The organism is Nocardia sp. GP40 (assembly GCF_050434125.1).
Taxonomy (GTDB): Bacteria; Actinomycetota; Actinomycetes; order Mycobacteriales; family Mycobacteriaceae; genus Nocardia; species Nocardia albiluteola.
This window is the reverse complement of sequence record NZ_JBNPVW010000004.1, coordinates 61,635-81,135: the sequence shown is the minus strand read 5'-3', so window position 1 is coordinate 81,135 and position 19,501 is coordinate 61,635. Positions and strand designations below refer to the sequence as shown.

At 70.2% G+C, this 19,501-nt stretch carries 17 protein-coding genes; 10 read left to right on the top strand and 7 right to left on the bottom strand.

Annotated elements, in window-relative coordinates:
• Window positions 1-17: 17 nt before the first annotated feature.
• Window positions 18-974, bottom strand: a complete 957-nt coding sequence (locus ABH933_RS13565; protein WP_429423034.1) for an oxygenase MpaB family protein — start codon at window positions 972-974, stop codon at window positions 18-20.
• A 103-nt stretch (window positions 975-1,077) separates the two neighbouring features.
• Here ABH933_RS13565 and ABH933_RS13560 point away from each other — a divergent pair, with 103 nt between their 5' ends.
• Entirely contained in the window at window positions 1,078-1,719 is a 642-nt protein-coding gene (locus ABH933_RS13560; protein ID WP_429423212.1) for a TetR/AcrR family transcriptional regulator, read from the top strand.
• Here ABH933_RS13560 and ABH933_RS13555 read toward each other — a convergent pair.
• A complete protein-coding gene (locus tag ABH933_RS13555; RefSeq protein ID WP_429423036.1) occupies window positions 1,641-2,288 on the bottom strand; it encodes a respiratory nitrate reductase subunit gamma in 648 nt (215 codons plus the stop codon). The two genes, ABH933_RS13560 and ABH933_RS13555, sit on opposite strands and share 79 nt — an antisense overlap.
• A 228-nt stretch (window positions 2,289-2,516) precedes the next feature.
• On the opposite strand from ABH933_RS13555, the gene ABH933_RS13550 reads away from it, so the two are divergent.
• From ABH933_RS13550 to ABH933_RS13540, 3 genes are all read left to right on the top strand, one after another.
• The gene (locus tag ABH933_RS13550) at window positions 2,517-4,058 is read left to right on the top strand and encodes an AlkA N-terminal domain-containing protein (protein ID WP_429423038.1); all 1,542 of its coding nucleotides are present in this window, start codon (window positions 2,517-2,519) and stop codon (window positions 4,056-4,058) included.
• 43 nt (window positions 4,059-4,101) lie between these two features.
• Entirely contained in the window at window positions 4,102-4,599 is a 498-nt protein-coding gene (locus ABH933_RS13545) for a methylated-DNA--[protein]-cysteine S-methyltransferase (protein WP_429423040.1), read from the top strand.
• Between the two features lie 149 nt (window positions 4,600-4,748).
• A complete protein-coding gene (locus ABH933_RS13540) occupies window positions 4,749-5,612 on the top strand; it encodes a hypothetical protein (protein WP_429423042.1) in 864 nt (287 codons plus the stop codon).
• Window positions 5,613-5,690: 78 nt separating this feature from the next.
• Here ABH933_RS13540 and ABH933_RS13535 read toward each other — a convergent pair whose 3' ends face one another.
• Window positions 5,691-9,587 (bottom strand): AAA family ATPase, encoded by a 3,897-nt coding sequence (locus ABH933_RS13535; protein ID WP_429423043.1) that lies wholly within the window; start codon window positions 9,585-9,587, stop codon window positions 5,691-5,693.
• A gap of 184 nt (window positions 9,588-9,771) precedes the next feature.
• Window positions 9,772-10,953, bottom strand: coding sequence for an exonuclease SbcCD subunit D (locus ABH933_RS13530; RefSeq protein ID WP_429423045.1), 1,182 nt, complete (start codon window positions 10,951-10,953; stop codon window positions 9,772-9,774).
• 209 nt (window positions 10,954-11,162) lie between these two features.
• Here ABH933_RS13530 and ABH933_RS13525 point away from each other — a divergent pair, with 209 nt between their 5' ends.
• Both ABH933_RS13525 and ABH933_RS13520 read left to right on the top strand, forming a co-directional pair.
• Window positions 11,163-12,299, top strand: coding sequence for a DNA recombination protein RmuC (locus ABH933_RS13525; protein WP_429423047.1), 1,137 nt, complete (start codon window positions 11,163-11,165; stop codon window positions 12,297-12,299).
• 58 nt (window positions 12,300-12,357) lie between these two features.
• Window positions 12,358-13,575, top strand: coding sequence for a DUF6542 domain-containing protein (locus tag ABH933_RS13520; RefSeq protein WP_429423049.1), 1,218 nt, complete (start codon window positions 12,358-12,360; stop codon window positions 13,573-13,575).
• Window positions 13,576-13,785: 210 nt separating this feature from the next.
• Here the strand turns inward: ABH933_RS13520 and ABH933_RS13515 are convergent, their stop codons facing one another.
• Both ABH933_RS13515 and ABH933_RS13510 read right to left on the bottom strand, forming a co-directional pair.
• Window positions 13,786-14,790, bottom strand: coding sequence for a 4-hydroxy-3-methylbut-2-enyl diphosphate reductase (locus ABH933_RS13515; protein WP_429423051.1), 1,005 nt, complete (start codon window positions 14,788-14,790; stop codon window positions 13,786-13,788).
• Window positions 14,791-14,952: 162 nt separating this feature from the next.
• The gene (locus ABH933_RS13510; protein WP_429423053.1) at window positions 14,953-15,087 is read right to left on the bottom strand and encodes a hypothetical protein; all 135 of its coding nucleotides are present in this window, start codon (window positions 15,085-15,087) and stop codon (window positions 14,953-14,955) included.
• 37 nt (window positions 15,088-15,124) lie between these two features.
• On the opposite strand from ABH933_RS13510, the gene ABH933_RS13505 reads away from it, so the two are divergent.
• From ABH933_RS13505 to ABH933_RS13495, 3 genes are read left to right on the top strand one after another with little or no spacing between them, the layout of a single operon-like run.
• Window positions 15,125-15,799 carry a lipid droplet-associated protein gene (locus ABH933_RS13505; protein ID WP_429423055.1) on the top strand — a complete coding sequence of 225 codons (675 nt, stop codon included), beginning with the start codon at window positions 15,125-15,127 and terminating at the stop codon, window positions 15,797-15,799.
• Window positions 15,796-17,157 (top strand): exodeoxyribonuclease VII large subunit, encoded by a 1,362-nt coding sequence (xseA, locus tag ABH933_RS13500; RefSeq protein WP_429423057.1) that lies wholly within the window; start codon window positions 15,796-15,798, stop codon window positions 17,155-17,157. Before ABH933_RS13505 ends, xseA begins: the two co-directional genes overlap by 4 nt.
• Entirely contained in the window at window positions 17,144-17,374 is a 231-nt protein-coding gene (locus ABH933_RS13495; RefSeq protein ID WP_429423059.1) for an exodeoxyribonuclease VII small subunit, read from the top strand. Before xseA ends, ABH933_RS13495 begins: the two co-directional genes overlap by 14 nt.
• Before the next feature lie 171 nt (window positions 17,375-17,545).
• Here the strand turns inward: ABH933_RS13495 and ABH933_RS13490 are convergent, their stop codons facing one another.
• Window positions 17,546-18,283: a TetR/AcrR family transcriptional regulator gene (locus ABH933_RS13490; RefSeq protein WP_429423061.1), complete on the bottom strand. Its 738-nt coding sequence runs from the start codon at window positions 18,281-18,283 to the stop codon at window positions 17,546-17,548.
• 119 nt (window positions 18,284-18,402) lie between these two features.
• Here ABH933_RS13490 and ABH933_RS13485 point away from each other — a divergent pair, with 119 nt between their 5' ends.
• Window positions 18,403-19,497: an NADH:flavin oxidoreductase gene (locus ABH933_RS13485; protein ID WP_429423063.1), complete on the top strand. Its 1,095-nt coding sequence runs from the start codon at window positions 18,403-18,405 to the stop codon at window positions 19,495-19,497.
• Window positions 19,498-19,501 lie beyond the last annotated feature (4 nt).

Below are 19,501 nucleotides of genomic sequence, written 5' to 3'. Positions count from 1 at the left end.
GGCACGCCGGTCCGGACTCAGGTCGCCGACTGATCCCGCGGCGCAAAGGATTCGAGCAGCAGGCTCTGATAGGAGTCGCGTAGACGCTCGTACTCGTATCGGTTGTAGGCCAGCGGTTCCAGCATGAGACGGCGGGGCAGCCGGCGCCAGGCCGTGCGCAGGGCCGTGCGATAGACGAGGTACTCGGCGCGATGGCGCGGCCCCCAGGGCTGGCCGAGCAGCGCACGCATGCGCGGGTGCGCCGCGGCCGTGGAGCAGATCACGATCGGCCGCGCCGCCAATGCCGCGAGCAGCCGCCACACCGGCTGCAGCGGTGCCGGGAGCGCCACCGGAACCACCAGTGTGGGGAACGGCAATCGCCAGATGGTCCGGCGGGCGTACTGCAGAAATGAGTTGTCCGCCAACTTCGTTGCCGCAACCCGGTCGTACTCGGCGAGCATATCGTCGAGCGTGGCGGGCAGTTTGCCCTGACGGCTGGGCAGTTCCAGAAAGGTCATCTCCGAACGTAATGTCTGATAGACGATTTCGCGATCAGTCGCGTCGAGCGGCCGCCCGCAGACCCGGATGTACGCCTGATACACCGAGTTGATCGTGCTGATGGCGATCCACATCCACAGTTCGGGATCGAAAGCGCTGTAACGGGTATCGGCGAACTCCCCCTTCCCGACGCCGTGCACATCGCGGTGCAGGGTCTTGACCAGCTCCCGGAACCGCTGCGCGTCCTGCGCATCGGTGTGCAGCATCAGCGCCCCGAAGGCGAAGCTGCGCACGCCGCGATCGGTGAAGTTCTCGGCGAATCGGCCGGTGCGGTCGACCGATGCCGCGATCTCGCGGTAGGCCACCTGATCGAACAGCAGCTGCCCGAAGAACGCCAGGGGTAGCGAGGCGCCGAACCAGTGGACGTCCGCGGCGAGCGCCTCGTGCCGGGATCGAGATCGGGCTGGACGGTTGTCGATGCGCATCGTCGCGGTCATCTCGACTCCTGTTCGCGGGCCATATACCGAGAATATTAAGCAAGTCGACCGACTTGAACAAGTCTTACGACTTGAGGCTGGCTCGACTACGCTGGCCGATGTGATGCAGCCGACCCGCGCGCGACCCAGCCGCGAGCAACGCCGCGAGGAGGTGCGGGCGGCGCTGCTGGATGCCACGATCCAGAGCCTGGTCGTCAACGGTTACGCGGCCACGACGACCCGCGGCGTCGCCGAACTCGCGGGCCTGAGCCAGGGCGCGCAGCAGCACCACTTCCGGTCCAAGGCCGACCTGGTCAAGGCCGCGACGATCCGCCTGGCCGACCTGTTCGCCGAGACCTTCCGCTCGGATCTGCCCACCGACGGTGCCGAGCACGACCGGGTGATGCGCCTGGTCGACCTGATGTGGACGGGCGTCAACCTACCGACCAACTGGGCGATGCTCGAATTCATCGGCGCCGCGCGCACCGATCCCGAAATCGCCGAAGCGGTAGCCGATCTCGCCCGGCATCTGGACACGGTCCTGTACGGCATGGTCGCCGAGATCGCGCCGGCCGTCGCCACGGCGCCCGCTGTGCGCGACTGGCTGCGCATCAGCCTGGCCTCGATGTGCTCGGTCGTGGCGCTCGGTGCCGTGCCAGGATGCGAATCCCTCACGCCCAGCTGGGATTACCTGCGCACCAGCATCCTGTCCGAATTGGACCGCCTGACGAGCGGCCCGGCGAACAGGCCCCCGAGCCGGCTGTAGGGCCAGATCGCGATGAGCAGCAGAATCATCAGGCCGCGAAGCTGATAGAGGCCGGGCGCATGCGCCATGACGGCCGCGTTCGGATGCGCGGTGAACAGCGACCGGAACCAGATGAACAGCGTATCGGCGGTGCGGGATGGGCCGACGACGGAGTCGGGGGCGAATTCGACTGCCGCCCAGGACAACAGCATGCCCGCCAGCACCGGCAACGTGAGGCGATCGAGCGGCGAGACCGACCCATGATCCGGATCGGCGATCATCGCCGGGACGAGGTACAGGACCGCCCCGGCCACGGCCACCGGTAGGGCCACGATCTCCACGGTATCGATGGCCAGGCGCAACGCACCGGACGGGTGCATGTGCGGTCCCGAACCGAGCACGTCCAGCATGCGGGCCGCGATCAGCGCGCCGATCCCGTAACGACATGCCGCGGTGCCGATTCCGTGCAGCCGGCCGTCACCGGTCGAGACAGCGATCGCCGCGAACCGGTCGTACCGGAAACGCCACACCTGCCCCAGCGCGAAACAGAGAAAGGCACTGTACGGCAGGATGATCCACGACTCGGACATCGCACTGCACCGCTTCCGATTTCTTCCATTGGGAAGTCCACACTGGCAGAGCCGACCTCGGCGAGCAAGGGACCAAAGACCCACGCGTGCAGTTGCAGATGCACGGTGCATCGATCAGCACCGGGGGCCACCATCCACCGCATTCCCCAACACCGAAAATCGGACATCCGCACACAGTGGGGATAGATGTCTTTTTTCCGCTAGCACCGACGGCCTCGGCCTGCAATTGTGGACTGCGTGAGTGCTAACGGTCTGGAGTTCGAGCGCTGCTACCGAGCGGTGGCGACCCGCGACGCCCGCTTCGACGGGCAGTTCGTCACCGCGGTGCGCACGACCGGAATCTACTGCCGCCCATCGTGTCCAGCCATCACACCCAAGCGGACGAACGTGACCTTCCTGCCCACGGCCGCGGCCGCCCAGCAGAGCGGGTTCCGGGCCTGCCGCCGCTGCCTGCCCGACGCCGCGCCCGGGTCACCGCTCTGGAACACCCGCGCCGACCTGGCATCGCGCGCCATGCGGCTGATCGCCGACGGGGTCATCGAACGCGGCGGCGTGCCCGCGCTGGCGGGGTCGCTGGGCTACTCGCAGCGGCAGCTGACCAGGGTGCTGTCCGCCGAACTCGGCGCCGGGCCGCTGGCCCTGGCGCGCGCCCACCGCGCCCACACCGCCCGGCTGCTGATCCAGACCACGCGCATGCCGATGTCCGATATCGCCTTCGCCGCCGGATTCGCCAGCATCCGCCAGTTCAATGACACCGTGCGCGAGGTATTCGCGGTGAGCCCGACGACGTTGCGCGAGGAGTCGCGGCGGCTGCGCGGCGACACGCTGCCCGGCCCCGCCGTGCGCAACCACGCGGGCCCCTCGGACGTGCCGACGTGGGAGCCGCACGGGATGCTCACGCTGCGGCTGCCGTACCGGGAACCGCTCGATGCGGCCTGGCTGGAATGGTTCCTGTCCTCCCATGCCGCGCCCGGCTTGGAACTGTGGGACGACGGTGTCTACACCCGCAGCCTGCGGACTCCGCACGGACATGCCACCGTGCGGCTGAGCGTGCAGCCCGGGCACGTGCGGGCGGGACTGTCGCTGCACGACATGCGCGACCTGGCACCGACCGTCGCGCGGGTGCGGCATCTGCTGGACCTGGATGCCGATCCGGTCGGCATCGACGAGGCGCTCGACGCCGGCTTCGGCGTCCGCGGCGCCGGGCTGAGCCGCGGCATCCGGGTCCCTGGCTGCACCGACGCGTCGGAACTGTTGCTGCGCACCATGATCGGGCAGCAGATCTCGGTCTCGGCGGCCACCACGCATACCGCGCGGCTGGTCGAGGCGCTGGGCGACACCATCGGCGGGCCGGTGCCGCGCCTGTTCCCGACCGCGGAGGCGATCGCCGAGCACGGCGCCGAGGTGCTGACGGGACCGGCACGCCGCACCGCGTCCATCGTGTCCGTCGCCCGGGCCCTGGCCTCCGGCGATCTGGAGTTGCACCCCGGGCGCACCGCCGCCGACGTGCGCCGGGACCTGCTGGCCCTGGACGGGGTCGGCCCCTGGACCGCCGACTATGTCACCATGCGGCTGCTGGCCGACCCGGACATTCTCATGCATACCGATCTGATCGTGCGCCGGGGTGCGGCGCTGCTGGGTATCGAGCTCACCGATACCGGGCGCTGGGCGCCGTGGCGCTCGTATCTGTCCATGCACCTGTGGAAGCGGGCGCTGGGCGAGCGGACCGCGCCCGCCGCCGCGAACGGGCGCGTCCCGGCGGAGCGGTGACGCTCGCCGAGCAGCAGACACCGACACCGAAGGAGGGAGAGCGATGACTATTGCCGATTTCGCCACGGTCCCAACACCGATCGGGCCGTTCACCGTGCTCGTCGATGCGGACGGGGCGGTGCTCGCATCCGGCTGGACCGGCGATGCGGAGGGGCTCTCGCGCCTGCCACATCCGAGCCTGCGCCCCGAGGCTGTCCGGGCACGCAATTCGCTCGGCGAGATCACCGAAGCGGTCGAAAAGTACCATGCCGGTGATGTTTTCGCGATCGACGGCATCGCCGTCCGGCAGCAGTCCGGGCCCTTCCTGGTGCACGCCTGGGAGGTGCTGCGCAAGATTCCCGCCGGAAATCCGGTCACCTACACCGCATTCGCCGACCTGTCCGGGCGGCCGGAGGCGGTTCGCGCGGCCGCCAACGCCTGCGCCCGCAATGCCGCCGCGTTGTTCGTCCCGTGCCACCGGGTGCTGCGCACCGACGGCTCGCTCGGCGGATTCCGGTGGGGCCTGGAGGTCAAGGACTGGTTGCTGCGGCACGAATCGTGAGTTCTCGAGCCGGTCCGGGCGTCCGCGCCGGGACCGGCTCCGGCCGCGCGGCGGCCGTGGTAACGAGATTCGCCGTCTGGGGTACGAGACTGAACCCATCGGGCCCACGGATCGTAGGAATCGGTACCATCGCCGATACGGGGGACACCATGCAGCTTCCGACCTGCCTGAGCGCCGGCATCACGGCCGCTGGGATCGCCGCTGCGGGCATCACGGCCACGGGCGCCGCATCCGCAGCACCGCCGGCTCGGTCGCAGCCGCCGACGAGCGTGGCACAGGACGCCGCGCCGGTTCCGCCAGGCGCTCTCATCACCAGCTTCCTGCACAATCAGGTCGTCTACTGTTCGATCATCTGCCCGCTCCTGATTCAGACCGGCGTCACGGCCTCCGACACAGCACTTCGGGCGCCGGGCACGTTCCGGACCGCATTGCAGTCGAACGACACGGCGCACGCGATCGGCGTCACGGCCGCATCGATTACCGGGCCCACGAACGCCGCGGCGGAGAAATCCATCCTCGCCGACGGCACCGAGGTGGCACCGCGGGCGTTGAACGCATTCGAGGTCGGTGTTGTCGGCCTGCTCAACGTCGCCCCCGCTGCCCAGGGCGCGTCCCCCGCACTCGCCGTGGCCGCCGAAACCGCCCGTCGAGACACCTACACGGCCCTCAACCGACCCATTGTGCCCAATCCCGTGCCAACCGTCAGGCCGCACGGTGTCGGGCAGGTCGCGGTGGTTGGCGCGATCAATGTGGGTGCGGCGATCGCCTTCCCGGCCTTCAACGACATTCTTTCCAGTGGGTTCCAAGCCCCTGATGCCGCGGCACGGACACTGGCCGCGACCGGCGACCCCGCGCGAGCGGTCGCCGCGGGCGTCACCACGGAATTCGCAGCCCAGACAGCGGCCCGCACCGTCATCGCGGACACGATTGCCAGGGAGGGCGACAAGATCCGCGCGGCTGCCGCACAGTCCCCGCCTACCGGCCCGATATGGGGCATCGTTCCGTCGCGATGACAACTCCGGTCGAGGTGGCGCGGCGCCGCCGCCGAACCAGGCGCCGTCCGGGCGCCGCCGGGGTCCACCGCCCGGAAACTACGCGACCGTGGCCTGCAGATGGGAGCCGGTGGGCTGGCGGATGACGTGCAGGCGGCTCGGAATGCGCTGGCGCATCTCGTCGACGTGGCTGACGATGCCGACGACGCGGCCCCCGGAGCGCAGTTCGTCCAGGACACCCATGACCGCGTCGAGGGTTTCGGCGTCGAGGCTGCCGAAGCCCTCGTCGATGAACAGCGTGTCCAGCACCAGGCCACCCGACTCGGCGGCGACCACGTCGGCCAGCCCCAGCGCCAAAGCCAGTGAGGCCATGAAGGTTTCGCCGCCGGACAGGGTCTTGGCCGGACGCACGGCGCCGGTATAGTCGTCGCGGATGTCCAGGCCCAGACCGCCGCGGCGACCGTGCGATCCGGCCGCGTCGGAGTGCACGAATTCGTAACGGCCACTGGACATCCGGCGCAGTCGCACCGATCCGGCCAGCGCCACCTCCTCGAGGCGCGCGGCCAGCACATAGGAGCGCAGCGACATGCGGCGACTGTTCTCACCGCGTCCGGCCACCACCTCCGCAAGCCCGGCCAGCTCGTCGTGCGCGGTCTGCAACGGGGCGATGCGATCCACCGCGGCCCACAGCTGTCCGCTCAACTCCTCCAGTTGGGTGACTCGCCGCGTCGCCTCGGCGTGCGCCGCGACCGCGGCATCGAGGCCGGTACGCGATTGCACGACAAGGACTTCCAGTTCGTTCAGATCGCCGGGCACCGCATCCGCGGCCGACTTGATATCCGGCTCGGCGAGCACCGCCTCGGCGTGCGCGCGCCCACGATCGGCGCTCACCAGTTCGGCGTCGATCTCCGCCTGCTGCTGCGACGTGCGGGTGGCGGCGTCGACAACCTTGGCGAATGCCGCCAGGACCGCATAGTCGGGCTCCGAACCCTCTTCGGGCACAACGACATCCGTCAGCGTGACGAGTTCGGCGGCGCGGGCCAGCCGCTCGACCCGCCGGGCCAGAGCGGTGACCTGCTCACGTGCCGCAACCGCTCCAGCGCGGGCCGTGCGCAGGTCCGAGGCATCGCCCACCAGCGCATCCAGCCGGGCCCGGCGGCGATCGACGGTACCGTCCGCACCGGCGGCGGCCCGCAGGCGCTCGGTGAGCTCGGCCAGCCGCCGGTCGGTGGCAACGACCCGTTCGAGCACCGCACTGCCGCGCCCCTCGAGCTCGCGCAGTTCGTCCTGCAACCGCGTCTCGTCTGCGCGCAGGCGGGCAAGCTCCGCGGTGAGCTCGTCGACGCGAGCGCCCGCGCGGCGCGCGGACTTGTACCGCTCGGTGGCCACATTGAGCGCGCCGAACAGTTCGACCCGATCGCCCTCGCCACCGCGCTCGACGAGAACCGCTATCAGGCCCTGCAATTCGGTCACGCGGGCCTGTGCGCGCTCGCGGTCGGATTCGGCGGACCGTTCGGCGGCCACCGCGCGCTCCTCGTCCTGTTTGGACGTGGCCGCGGCGGCCGGGCGGGCCGGGGCGGGGTGAGCGGTGGAGCCGCAGACCCCGCACGGCTGCCCCTCGGACAACGCACCGGCCAGCTCGGCGGCCATGCCGGCCAGACGGCGCTCCCGGACCGCGAGAGTGCGTTCGCGGGCATCGATGTGTGCCACCCGCGCGGCCTCGAATGCCGTGGCGGCGGTGACAGATTCGGCACGCCGCGTCTCGAGCTCTGCCGCGGCGGTCGCGGCGGTGCGCAAGCGCTCGCATTCGGCTTCCAGACCGCTCAGCCCCGCCGCGGCCTGCTCTGCCTCGCGTACCCGGACATCCAGCGCGGCAATCGATTCCGGTAACGCGTTACGCTCACCGGACACCTTTTCGATACTCGCCCGCAACGCCGCCCGCTCCCGGCGCAACCCAGCCAGTTCCACGCCCAGCCGCTGCGCCGTCTCCGCATCGGCCCGCACCTCGTCCAGCGCCCCGATCTGCGCGGTCCAGCGCCGAATCGCCCCCTCGATACCCCCGGGCTCCTCGTCCTGGACTGCGACCCGAGCATCGGACGAACCCTCGGAATCGTCAGCCGGGGCGCGATCACCGGGGGGCTCTTTCGTCCCCCCAACGTCGAGGTGCCCATCGGCGACCGACGCGTCACCCTGGACGACGATCCCGGCTTCGGAATCATCGGACGGATCCGCGACCTCCACACGATCCGGGTGATCGGGGGCTTCGACCGCGAACAGCCCCGGCTCGTCGTCGCTCACCGCCGCAAAGACAACGGATTCCACAACGCGCGCTGGACGATTCCGCGCGGCGCTGCGCGAACCCTTGCCTCGCTTGCCGACCACACCGGCATCGGCGTCCTCGGATGCCGGTGCCCGAATGGCTTGCGGCGCTTCGTGACCTGCAGAACCCGCCCCTGAGGACGGCTCGATGCCAGCCATCGACTCGATCGAAAAGAGCTCGAGTTCAACGTATCGAGAGGTTCCAGCAGCCATCGCACCCGAGTTCCCACCCGGTTCCGGATCGACTGCCTCGAGCCGATCGTCGGCCACCTCGGTGGGCTCGTCGGCAGGCAGTCCTGCCCCGCCTTCGGAGACGGTCGCGCCCGATGCCACCGCTGACGCTGAATCGCTTTCGTCCAGGCCGACGCCACCTGTTCGGCTGCTCGTCGAGTCCGAATCCCCCTCGCGGACATCTGCAACCGGTCCGCAAGCGCCGAGAGCGGCCTCGTCAACGGGGCCACCAACCACCGTGCCAACGTCCGAGAGGTCGTCGAATCCGGCTCGCGCGCCCCGTATTTCCTCTGCGAGCGGCGGTATGGCCCCGAGGTCCGCGGCCAGGGCGGTGCCCGCGAGCTCCGACTCGGCTAGATCCGTTGCGGCCCATGCTGTTCCGGGTAATTCCGCACTCGCCGGTTCGAGCAGGCGCTGGGCGAAGCGCTCGGCGAGGTCGCGGGATTTGCCGGTGCGGCGGCGCAGGGTGACCGCGGCGGCGCGGGCCTCCTCCAGGGCGGTGGCGACCGGCTCGGCGCGCCGGGACTGGTCGAGCTCTATGCGGCGGCGCTCACGGAGCTCCGCGGTGGCGGCGTACGCGTCGAGCTGATCGCGGGCCGCGGTTATGCGGCGGCGCAGCTCGTGCAGGCGGCGCTGCTGCTCGGCGGCGGCCTGCGCACGAGCGGAATCCTCTTGGCGCCGTGCGAGTTCCGCGGCGGTGGTCGTCGCGTCCGTGCGCGCTCGGGTGAGCAGGCCCTGCGACCATTCGACCGCCTCCAGCGGTCCGACGGTCTCGGTGGCGCCGACGCCCGCGGCGACTCCGACCTGGGCGGTCAGCCGATCGATACTCTGGCGCTGGGTCTCGAGTTCGGCCGCGCTGTCCCGGCGCCGCTGAGCGAGCCACTGCTCGGCGGTACCGAATCGCTCGGTGTCGAAAAGTTTCTCGAGCAGTTTCTCGCGATCCTCGTTATCCGAACGCAGGAATCGCGCGAAATCCCCCTGCGGCAGCAGCACCACCTGAAAAAATTGCTCGGCGCTCATGCCGAGCAGCCGGATCACCTCGTCGCCGATATCGGGAATTCGGGACAAATGCTGCCCGCGGCCGTCCAGCCATTCGAGTGTGGCCTTCGGCTGTTCGATTCTCCAGCCCTCGCCGCGTTTCTTGGGTCGCTGGAATTCCGGCGAGCGGGTCAGCCGCAACCGCCGTCCACCCAATGTCGCCTCGAGCGCCACGCGCGGCGGGGTCTGCGGATCCGCGTGATCCGAATGCAACCGCTTACTCTCCCCGCGCGCGCCCGGGACCCGCCCGTACAGCGCGAAGGCGATCGCGTCGAGCACGGTCGTCTTCCCCGCCCCGGTCTGCCCGTGTAGCAGGAACAGCCCGTCGCCGCCGAGCTCGTCGAAGTCGACCGAGGTCGTGCCCGCGAACGGACCGAATGCTGTCAGCTCCAGCCGGTGCAGCCTCATGCGGTCGCACCTCGCCGATGCGCGGCTGTTCCGCACGCAACGCGCTCCGCACCCACGACTCGCTGCCCTCCGCTCCCGACTGCACCTCGCGGGCGCTCGGCGCCCTCTCGGGCGAGGCGCGCCGCACCCATCCTTCGCTCCGCTGAACTGCGCACGGGACGCCGCCGCATCGCAGGCGCTCCGCTCACGCGCTGAGCCCCTCGGCGGCCGTCGCGATATCGGGCGACAACGTCTCCCGCTCGGAGGTCGCCACCGCCAATGCGCGCTCGACCCACGCCATTTCGCCGTCGGTGGGTTCGCCGCGCACGTCGCTGAGGAAACTGTGCGCTACCTCGATGTCGCGGCGCCCCTGCACCCGCTCACGATAGCGCAGCTCCGGATTGCCCTCGGGACGAATCCATTCCACGTGCACCGCATGCGGGAAACGCTGGCGCAGGCGGCGCAGGGCGTCGATCGGGCGGGTGTGGTCGATGAGCGTCGCGGAGACGTAGTCCTCCCGCACCGCGGCATGCGCCTCGTTCGTGAGCAACTCCTCCAGGGTGCCGGTGAGCTGCGAGAGCCCGCGCACCTGGGGCAGGTCGTGCCGGCGCACCTCACCCAGCCCGTCGGGCCCCAGCTCGGCGATCCAGACCGCCTTGCGGTGTGAACGTTCGGCGAACGAATACGGCAGGGGCGAACCGGAATAGCGCACCGATTCCGACAGCGTCTGGGGTGAGTGCAGATGCCCGAGCGCGACGTAGTCGATGCCGTCGAAGGCGCTCATCGGCACCGTCTCCACCCCGCCGACCGAGATCGAGCGTTCCGAGCCGGTCGCCTCCCCGCCGACCACGAAGGCATGTGCCAGCACGACCGATCGCGGCGCGCCCCGCCCGTCGAGGTCGGCGCGCACACGGTCCATGGCCGCCGCCAGGATCTCCGCGTGCGAACGGGCCTGCGGTACACCCAGTTCCACGCGCGTGATCTCCGGCTCCAGGTAGGGGATGCCGTAACAGGCGATCTCCCCGTGCTCGTCGGTGAGCACGACAGGTCGCTGCAGGTCCGCCACGGAGGTGCGCAGATGCAGGCCGCCGGCGGCGGCGAAACTCCCGAGCGCGCCGAGCCGGGCCGGCGAGTCGTGATTACCGGACGTGGCCACGATGGCCGCGCCCGCGGCCCGGATCGCCTCGAATCCGCGATTGCACACCGCGATCGCATCGGCGCTGGGTATCGACCGGTCGTACACATCACCGGGCAGCAGCACCACCTCGACCCCGTGCTGCGCGACGAGTTCCGCGATCGATTCGAGCGAACGCGCTTGGTCGGCTAGCAGATCGACGCCGTGGAAGGTGCGCCCGATATGCCAGTCAGACGTATGCAGCATCCGCATGCCGCGAAACCGTAGGCGATGCCACCGACAGATTCGCAGCCGCCACCCCGAATGGGTCCCAATTGGGCCGCCCGCACCGGCGGCCACACATCCGCGCACGGCGAGCCCGGCCGCGGCATGCCTGGCCGGAGGTGGTTCGCATATCTCTCTGCTGCTGCGGAATTGCCCGAGACGCGTACTTGTCGGTGGCGTAGGGCACTATCTGCGGCATGACCGCACCGATGCTGTTTGCGCTGCTGTTGGTGTTTGCCGCCGGGACGGGCCTGGGGTGGCTCGGGCATGTCGCCCGGGCCGGGCAGCGAGCGACCGCGGCCGAGGCCCGCTTGGTGGCCCTGCGCGACAACGAGCGCCTGCTGCGCCAGTCGCTCGGCGCGGTGAGCGAGGATGCCGCGCGGCGCAATTCGCATGCGATCGGTTCGCTGGTGGAGCCGCTGCGCGAGGCGGTCGGCGCGCTGAATCAGCACATCGCCCAGGTCGAGCACAACCGCATCAACGCCTATTCGGGCCTGCGCGAGCAGGTGGCCGGCATGCAGCGGGTGTCGCACCAGCTCTCCGCGCAGACCGGGCAGCTGGTCTCGGCGCTGCGGGCGCCGCAGGTCCGCGGGCGGTGGGGCGAGATCCAGCTGGAGCGCGTGGTGGAGCTGGCCGGCATGTCACGGCACTGCGATTTCGACACCCAGGTCAGCCGCACCGGCAGCGACGGCGGGGTGCGACCGGATCTGGTGGTGCGCCTGGCGGGCGGGCGGCACATCGTCGTGGATGCCAAGGTGCCGCTGGCGGCCTATCTGGACGCGACCGGCCAGGACGATCCCCGGCTGCGGACCGAGCACCTGACCCGTCATGCCAAGCACCTCCGAGCGCACATCGATCAGCTGGCCGACAAGGCGTACTGGGCCGCCTTCGATCCATCCCCGGAGTTCGTTGTCCTGTTCGTCCCGGGAGACCCGTTCCTGGACGCCGCGCTGACGGGCGACTCGGGACTGCTGGAATACGCGTTCGGCCGGAACGTGATCCTCGCAACACCCACCACGCTGATAGCACTGCTCCGAACGGTCGCATACGGTTGGCGGCAGGAGGCGCTCTCCCACGACACGGCAATCATTCAGCAACTTGGTCGCGAGCTGTATACCCGGCTGAGCACCACCGGCGCCCACCTGGATCGGCTCGGTGCTCAACTCGGTAAGGCCGTAGACGCTTTCAACCAGGCAGTGGCGTCGGTCGAGTCGCGGGTGATGGTGACGGCCCGGCGGCTGCACGAGCTGGAAATCGGGGATCGGGAGGTGTCAGCAATCCGGCGCGTGGAGCAACGACCGCGCGCGGCATGGTTCACAGACACCGACGAGTAACCGGTTCATCCGCCCAGCCTCGACACACGTTCCCGTTGTGGCAGATAGTGTGCTTAACGTGGCAGCTACCCAACGCGAGCGATCAGAGGTGCCGGCACCGCACCGCTCGATCATCCCGACCGTGCCCGGCGTCCCCGCCGGCGCGGCGGTGTTGATCGCGGTCGTGTGCACCTCGATCGGATTCTTCATCGACGCCAGCGGTGGTGGCAAGGACCTGACCAACGTTTTTGCTGCCTTCTACATCATCGGCTGCGCGCTCGCGGCGCTCGTGGTGCGATACCGCGGCCTGTTCACCACGATGGTGACCCCGCCCCTGCTGCTGTTCCTCGCGGTGCCCGTCGCCTACCAGCAGCTGCTGGGCCACTCCTCGACGTCGCTGAAGGACATCCTGCTCAATCTGGCCCTGCCGCTGATGAACCGCTTCCCGACGATGGCCATTGCCACCGTCCTGGCGCTGGCGATCGGACTGGGCCGACTGGTGCTGCATCGCAACATGGCCGATGCGGCCGCCGCCACCCGGGCGCGCGGCCGCCGCGCCGGCAAGGGCAGCCCCGTCGGCGAGCGCGCCCGCAAGGCCCCTGGATCGAGCGCCTCCGATGCGCTGCGCCGCCGAGCTCGCTCGCAATCCCCGGCCGCCGACGAGGAGGCCGCTACGCCGACCCGCGCGGGCCGAAAGGGCGCCGGGCGGGTCGCCGACCGCCCGCCGCGCGTATCCGCAGCGGCCTCGCGGACCAGCGAGCGTGCAGCCGCACCCGCCGCGTCGTCCCACAGCGGCTCCGAGGCCGACGAGACGCCCGCCCAGCGCCGCGACAGCGACGCACCCCGCCGCCGCCGCGACCCCGACGCGCCCCGCACCCGCCGCGAGGCCGATCCCGCCCGCCAGCGCCGCAACGCGGACGCGCCGTCCCGCCACCGCGACAGCGCAGAGGCACCGTCCCGTCACCGCGACACCGCGGACGCACCCTCACGCCGCCCCGACAACGATCCGGCCCCGCGCCGCCGCGACTCCGAGGCGACCCCCCGACGCCGTGACCCGGACGCACTGCCCCGCCAGCGCGGCGCGGATCAACAGTCGCGTCAGCGCTCCGCCGACCCGCGCCAGCGTGGCGCGGGCGCCGGCCAGCCCCAACGCTCCGCGGAGCCCCGCAAGCGCCCCGCCGCCGCCGCGCCGGCCGAGCAGCCCCGCCGTCCACGCCCCGAATACGGCGACGTCCCCCCGCACCCCCGCCCGAACGTGCGCTATCGCGAGCGCGACGCCGGTCGCATAGAACACTGAGCGGAAGCGGTCCCGCACGGATCGTCACTGCCGAGCAAAAAGCGAGATCCCCGGTCCGGAATTCTGGACCGGGGATCTGCGCGTATCAGCGCCGGCTACTCAGCTCCTCGCGGGCGTGCTCGTGCAGCACAGGCCACCGGCAGCCCGAGCGACTGCCGGTTCCCGCGCAGGTCGCAGCGCCCCCGGATCGGGTGCGGGCCGGGAGGCCTCCTACTGCCGGGCGGCACGCAGTTCGCGGGGCAGGGAGAAGACCAGGGTCTCGTTGGCGGTGGTAACGGGCTGGACGTCGGCGTACCCGTGTTCGGCCAGCAGATCCAGCAGGCCGCGGACGAGGATCTCCGGGACCGAGGCGCCGGAGGTGACGCCGATCGTGCGTACGCCCTCGAACCAAGCCGGATTCACCTCCTGGGCGAAGTCGACCAGATACGAGGCCCCGGCGCCGGCGCCGAGCGCGACCTCGACCAGGCGCTTGGAGTTGGAGGAGTTGCGCGAGCCGACCACGATCACCAGATCGCACTCGGGAGCCATCGCCTTCACCGCGGTCTGGCGGTTCGAGGTGGCGTAGCAGATGTCGTCGCTCGGCGGATCCTGCAGCTTCGGGAACTTCTCCCGTAGCCGGGCCACCGTCTCCATGGTCTCGTCGACCGACAGGGTGGTCTGGGACAACCAGATGACCTTGTTCTCGTCGCGGACGGTGACGCCCTCGACCGAATCCGGGCCGTCGACCAGCTGCACGTGGTCGGGGGCCTCACCGGCGGTGCCCTCGACCTCCTCGTGACCCTCGTGGCCGATGAGCAGGATGTCGAAATCGTCCCGGGCGAAGCGCTTGGCCTCCTGGTGCACCTTGGTGACCAGTGGGCAGGTGGCGTCGATGGTGTGCAGGTGACGGGCGGCGGCGGCCTCGTGCACCATCGGCGAGACGCCGTGGGCGGAGAACACCACGACCGCGCCCTCGGGCACCTCGTCGGTATCGTCGACGAAGACGACGCCGCGCTCGCGCAGCGTCTCCACGACGTGCCGGTTGTGCACGATTTCCTTGCGCACATAGATCGGTGCGCCGTGCTTGTCCAGCGTGCGCTCCACGGTCTCCACCGCGCGGTCCACACCGGCGCAGTAGCCACGTGGCTCGGCGAGCAGCACGCGCTTGGCCGAACCGGCCGCGCTAGCACCCGCCGACCGGGCGATTCCGACGTTCAAGGGGATTGCCGAGGACATGCCCCACAGCTTACGTGCGGGACTCGTCCGACACGCGGGCGGTCACGGCCGGTCTCGCGTCGCGAGGCAGCGCCGCGCTGTGAGTCCGCTCACGATTCACAGTATCGGCCCGCGACGGCGAATCCGCCCGCATCGGCGGCCGTTCCTGCGGGCCGCGCACTACTACACCGGCTCGAGCTCGGCTCCGCCGTCGAAGCTGCGGGCGGTGCCGGCGGTGTGCTCGCGCATTCGCATATCACGCGGGCCGGTGTATTCCACCGGAAGGGCTGCGGCAAGAATGGCGCACGTGGATTCCATCCTTTGCTTCACCCCGCGAATCGGGCAGGCTAGGGCTATGTTTCGACCGCCGTTCATCGCCCGGGTCGCCGCCGGGGCTGCCGTGTTCGCCCTCGAGGAAGCTCGCCGGCTGCCCGCGACGGCAATGCATTTGCCGATCACCGCGATCAGCCAGCTGCTGCAGACCACCATGCACGCACAACAGTTCGTGACCAGTCTCGCCCTCAAGGGCGACGAGGTTTTCGATCAGCTGGTCAACCGCGCGGAGGAGCAGCCCGAATGGGCCACCTTCGACGAGGACGAGGATGTCGAGCCGCGATTCGAGGGTGGGCACGAATCGGCCACGCTGAGCCGCTTCGACCTCTACACCGCGCCCGAGCCGGAGCCCGCCGAATGGGAGCCCGCGCCCGCCGCGGCGGCGACCGAATTCGAGGTCACCACGGCCGGGTCGGACCAATCCGCCACCGCGGCAACCGAATCCCCCGCACCCGAATCCACCACCGCGGCAAAGGCTTCCACCAACGGTCACACCCCGCCCGGCACGGTCACCGAGCCGGAGGTCGCCGCCCGCTACGACTATCTGAACATGACGCTGGCCCAGCTGCGCGCCCGCCTGCGCATGCTCAGCGTCACCGACCTCAACGCGCTGCTGGACTACGAGCGCCGGACCCGCGACCGCGCGGCATTCGTGACGATGCTGACGAACCGGATCGCCACCGTGCAGGCCAAGTGACGGACCCCACGACACCGGAGCCGACGGCACGGCCCGCCGCCGGCGAATCGGCGAATTCCGGCTCGGCCCGCCCGTCGAATTCGGCCGAGAATCCCTGGCCCGTGCGCAGTATCGCGCTGAAGGTATCGCAGTGGATCGACCGGCTCGGCAGCGTCTGGGTGGAGGGTCAGATCACACAGATGAATGTCCGCCCGGGCTCGCGTACCGCGTTTCTGGTGCTGCGCGATCCGGCCGCGGACATGTCACTCTCGGTGACCTGCGACCCCGCGCTGCTGCGCAGTTCGGCGGTGCCGCTGCAGGAGGGCAGCCGGGTCGTCGTCTACGGCAAGCTGACGTATTTCACCGGGCGCGGCACATTGTCGTTGCGGGTTACCGAGATTCGGCCAGTCGGCATCGGCGAACTGCTGGCCCGCATCGAACGGCTCAAGGCCCTGCTGGCCGCGGAGGGACTGTTCGATCCGCGCCTCAAGCGCCCGATTCCCTTCCTGCCCGGGACGATCGGGCTGATCACCGGCCGCGCCAGCGCCGCCGAGCGCGATGTGCTCAGCGTGGCCCAACAGCGCTGGCCCGCAGTACGTTTCGAGGTCCGCAATACCGCGGTGCAGGGACCGACGGCGGTGCCGCAGATCCTCGAGGCCCTCGCCGAGCTCGACCGGCATCCGGACGTGGCCGTGATCGTGCTGGCCCGCGGCGGCGGCAGCGTCGAGGATCTGCTGCCGTTTTCCGACGAAACCCTGTGCCGCGCAATCGTTTCCGCGACGACGCCCATAGTCAGTGCGATCGGGCACGAGCCGGACAATCCGCTCTCGGACTATGTCGCCGATCTGCGCGCGGCCACGCCCACCGATGCCGCCAAGCGGATCGTGCCCGATGTGGCCGCGGAGCGCGCGCGGGTGCACGAGCTGCGCGAGCGGTCCGCCGCGGCGCTGCGCGGCTGGGTGCAGCGCGAATTGCGGGCGCTGGATCAGCTGCGCTCGCGGCCGGTGCTATCCGACCCGCTGCGCCTGCTCGACCAGCGCCACGAGGAGACCGAGCGGCTGCGCACCGCTGCCCGGCGCGCGGTCGAGCACTCCCTCACCGCCGAGTCCACCGCCACCCGACACCTGCGCGAGAAGCTCACCGCGGTCGGCCCGGCCGCCACCCTGGCCCGCGGATACGCTGTGGTACAACGTATTTCGGGCGCCGAACGCCACGTCATCCGCTCGGTCGCAGATTCCCCGCCAGGCACCCAGCTGCGCGTCCGCGTCGCCGACGGCGCGATCAGCGCGGCCGCTCTGGGCGCCCAGACCATCACGAAGGACGCGGCCGCGCTGGGCGCCGAGACCATCACAAAGGAGTCGCGTAGTGAACGACAGTGATCTCGCCGAAATCGCGACGTTCGGTTACGAGCGCGCCCGCGACGAGCTGGTCAACGTCGTGAAGATGCTGGAGCAGGGCGGCATGGACCTGGACGACTCGCTGACGCTCTGGGAGCGCGGCGAGGCCCTGGCCGCCCGATGCGAGGAGCATCTGGCGGGCGCCCGCAGACGCGTCGAGGATGCGCTGTCCCACCGCGAAACAGCCGACGAGCAGTAAAAGCTTCCGGTGAGTGCAGAATCGCACTCTCCGATTTTGGCTGCGAGACTTGTGAACTCGTGATCTCCGAGGTTGTCCGGGAGGGAACCGTCGCTTCGGCGGCGCAGCAAGGAGGTCCCGTGGTCAACGTCGAGCGCGGTGTGGACAGGCGGCGGCAACGGTGTCCACGCTTCAGATCCCGAGGCGCACCGAGATGCCATCGAGGACGGAGTCGAGCCCGATCTCGAACTGCCACCGCACATCGTCCTTGCGGACGGCGTCGTGGATATAGCGCGCGTACATCGGGTAGCGGCCCGTGTTCATGAGCCAGGCCATCTGCGTGGCCAGTCCCGCGCGGGCCTCCTCGCGGGTGGTCCAGCCGTGCGCGTGCAGCATCCGGCTCAGCCTGACCTCCGAGTCGACCGCGCCGTGCACATAGGCGGTGACGGTGCTGAAGACCGCCATGGCGGTGTCCACGTCGAGCCCGAGGTCGTCGAGTGCGGCGAGGGCCGCCTCCGGCACGGCCAACTGATTCGGGGTCGGCCCGTTGAACACCGCCCGCGACGCCCAGGAGTGCCGCAACAGGACCTCCCTGGTGCGCAGGGCGACGGACCGCATGGTCGCCCGCCAGCCGTCGGTGCCGTCGGGCAGATCCAGCTCCGCGTAGATGAAGTCGACCATCAGCTCGAGGAGCTCGTCCTTGCCGGTGACGTAGCGGTACGCGGCCATGGGGGCGACGCCGAGTTCGGTGGCCAGGCGGCGCATAGTCACCGCGTCGAGCCCTTCGGCATCGGCGACGGCGACGGCGACCTCGGCGATCCGCCGGGGAGTGAGGGTGGCGCGGGGCGCCGGCGCCGGCCGTTCGAGGCGTTCCCACAGCGAGACGGGGTCCCTGTCCTCGTTCGCCGACTGTTTCCCCTGGGGGGCCATCGCTTGGGGTTCCTTCCGCCGGATGATGTCGTGTACAGCGTACCGGCAGTGGACTTAGTACACTTTCATGTGTACGTTGTACGCTATGAATACAGCGTACACATTGATGGGGGGCCGTCGTGGCTGATTCGACCGGCATCCTCGCCCGCCCCTTCTCCCTGGGAAGCCTCACGCTGCCCAACCGTGTCGTGATGGCGCCGATGACGCGCGAGTTCTCCCCCGGCGGCGTGCCTGGCGACGATGTGGCGCAGTACTACGCCCGACGGGCGGCCGCCGGCGTTGGTCTGATCATCACCGAGGGCACCTATGTCGGCCACGACTCGGCGGGCAGTAGCGCCCGGGTCCCCCACTTCCACGGCGACGAGGCGCTGGCGGGCTGGTCGGCCGTGGCCGAGGCGGTCCATCAAGCGGGCGGCCGGATCATGCCGCAGTTGTGGCACGTCGGCATGGATCGCACCGTCGGCAATCCGCCGGTCCCCGACGCCCCGCGGATCGGCCCCTCCGGCATCGCCCTGGACGGCGCCGACTCGGGCCGGGAGATGACCCGGACCGATATCGACGCTGTGGTCGCCGCGTACGCCACCGCCGCGGCGACCGCGCAGGCACTGGGCTTCGACGGCATCGAGATCCACGGCGCCCATGGCTATCTGATCGACCAGTTCCTGTGGGCCCACACCAACCGGCGCACCGACGCCTACGGCGGCGATGTCGCCGGCCGTACCCGTTTCGCCGCCGAGATCGTGGCCGCGTGCCGGGACCGCGTCGCCGGCGACTTCCCGATCTCCTTCCGTTTGTCCCAGTGGAAGATGAACCACTACCAGGCGCGGATCGCCGAGAAACCACAGGAATTCGAGACCATGCTCGGCCTGCTGACCGATGCGGGCGTAGACGTCTTCCACTGCTCCACCCGGCGGTTGCAACTCCCCGAGTTCGAGGGATCCGGCCTGAACCTCGCGGGCTGGGCCAAGAAGCTCACCGGAAAACCCACCATCAGTGTGGGCTCGGTGGGCCTCGGCAACGAGTTTCCTCATATGTCACCCGGCGCAGCCGCGGATCTCGACGAGCTGGTCGACCGCATGGAGCGCGACGAATTCGACCTCGTGGCCGTCGGCAGGGCCCTGCTGGGAGATCCCGAGTGGCTGACGAAGATCCTCGCCGGCCGCACCGACGAAATCATCCCCTTCCATGGCGGCCTCCTCGGCAGCCTCCGCTGAAAAT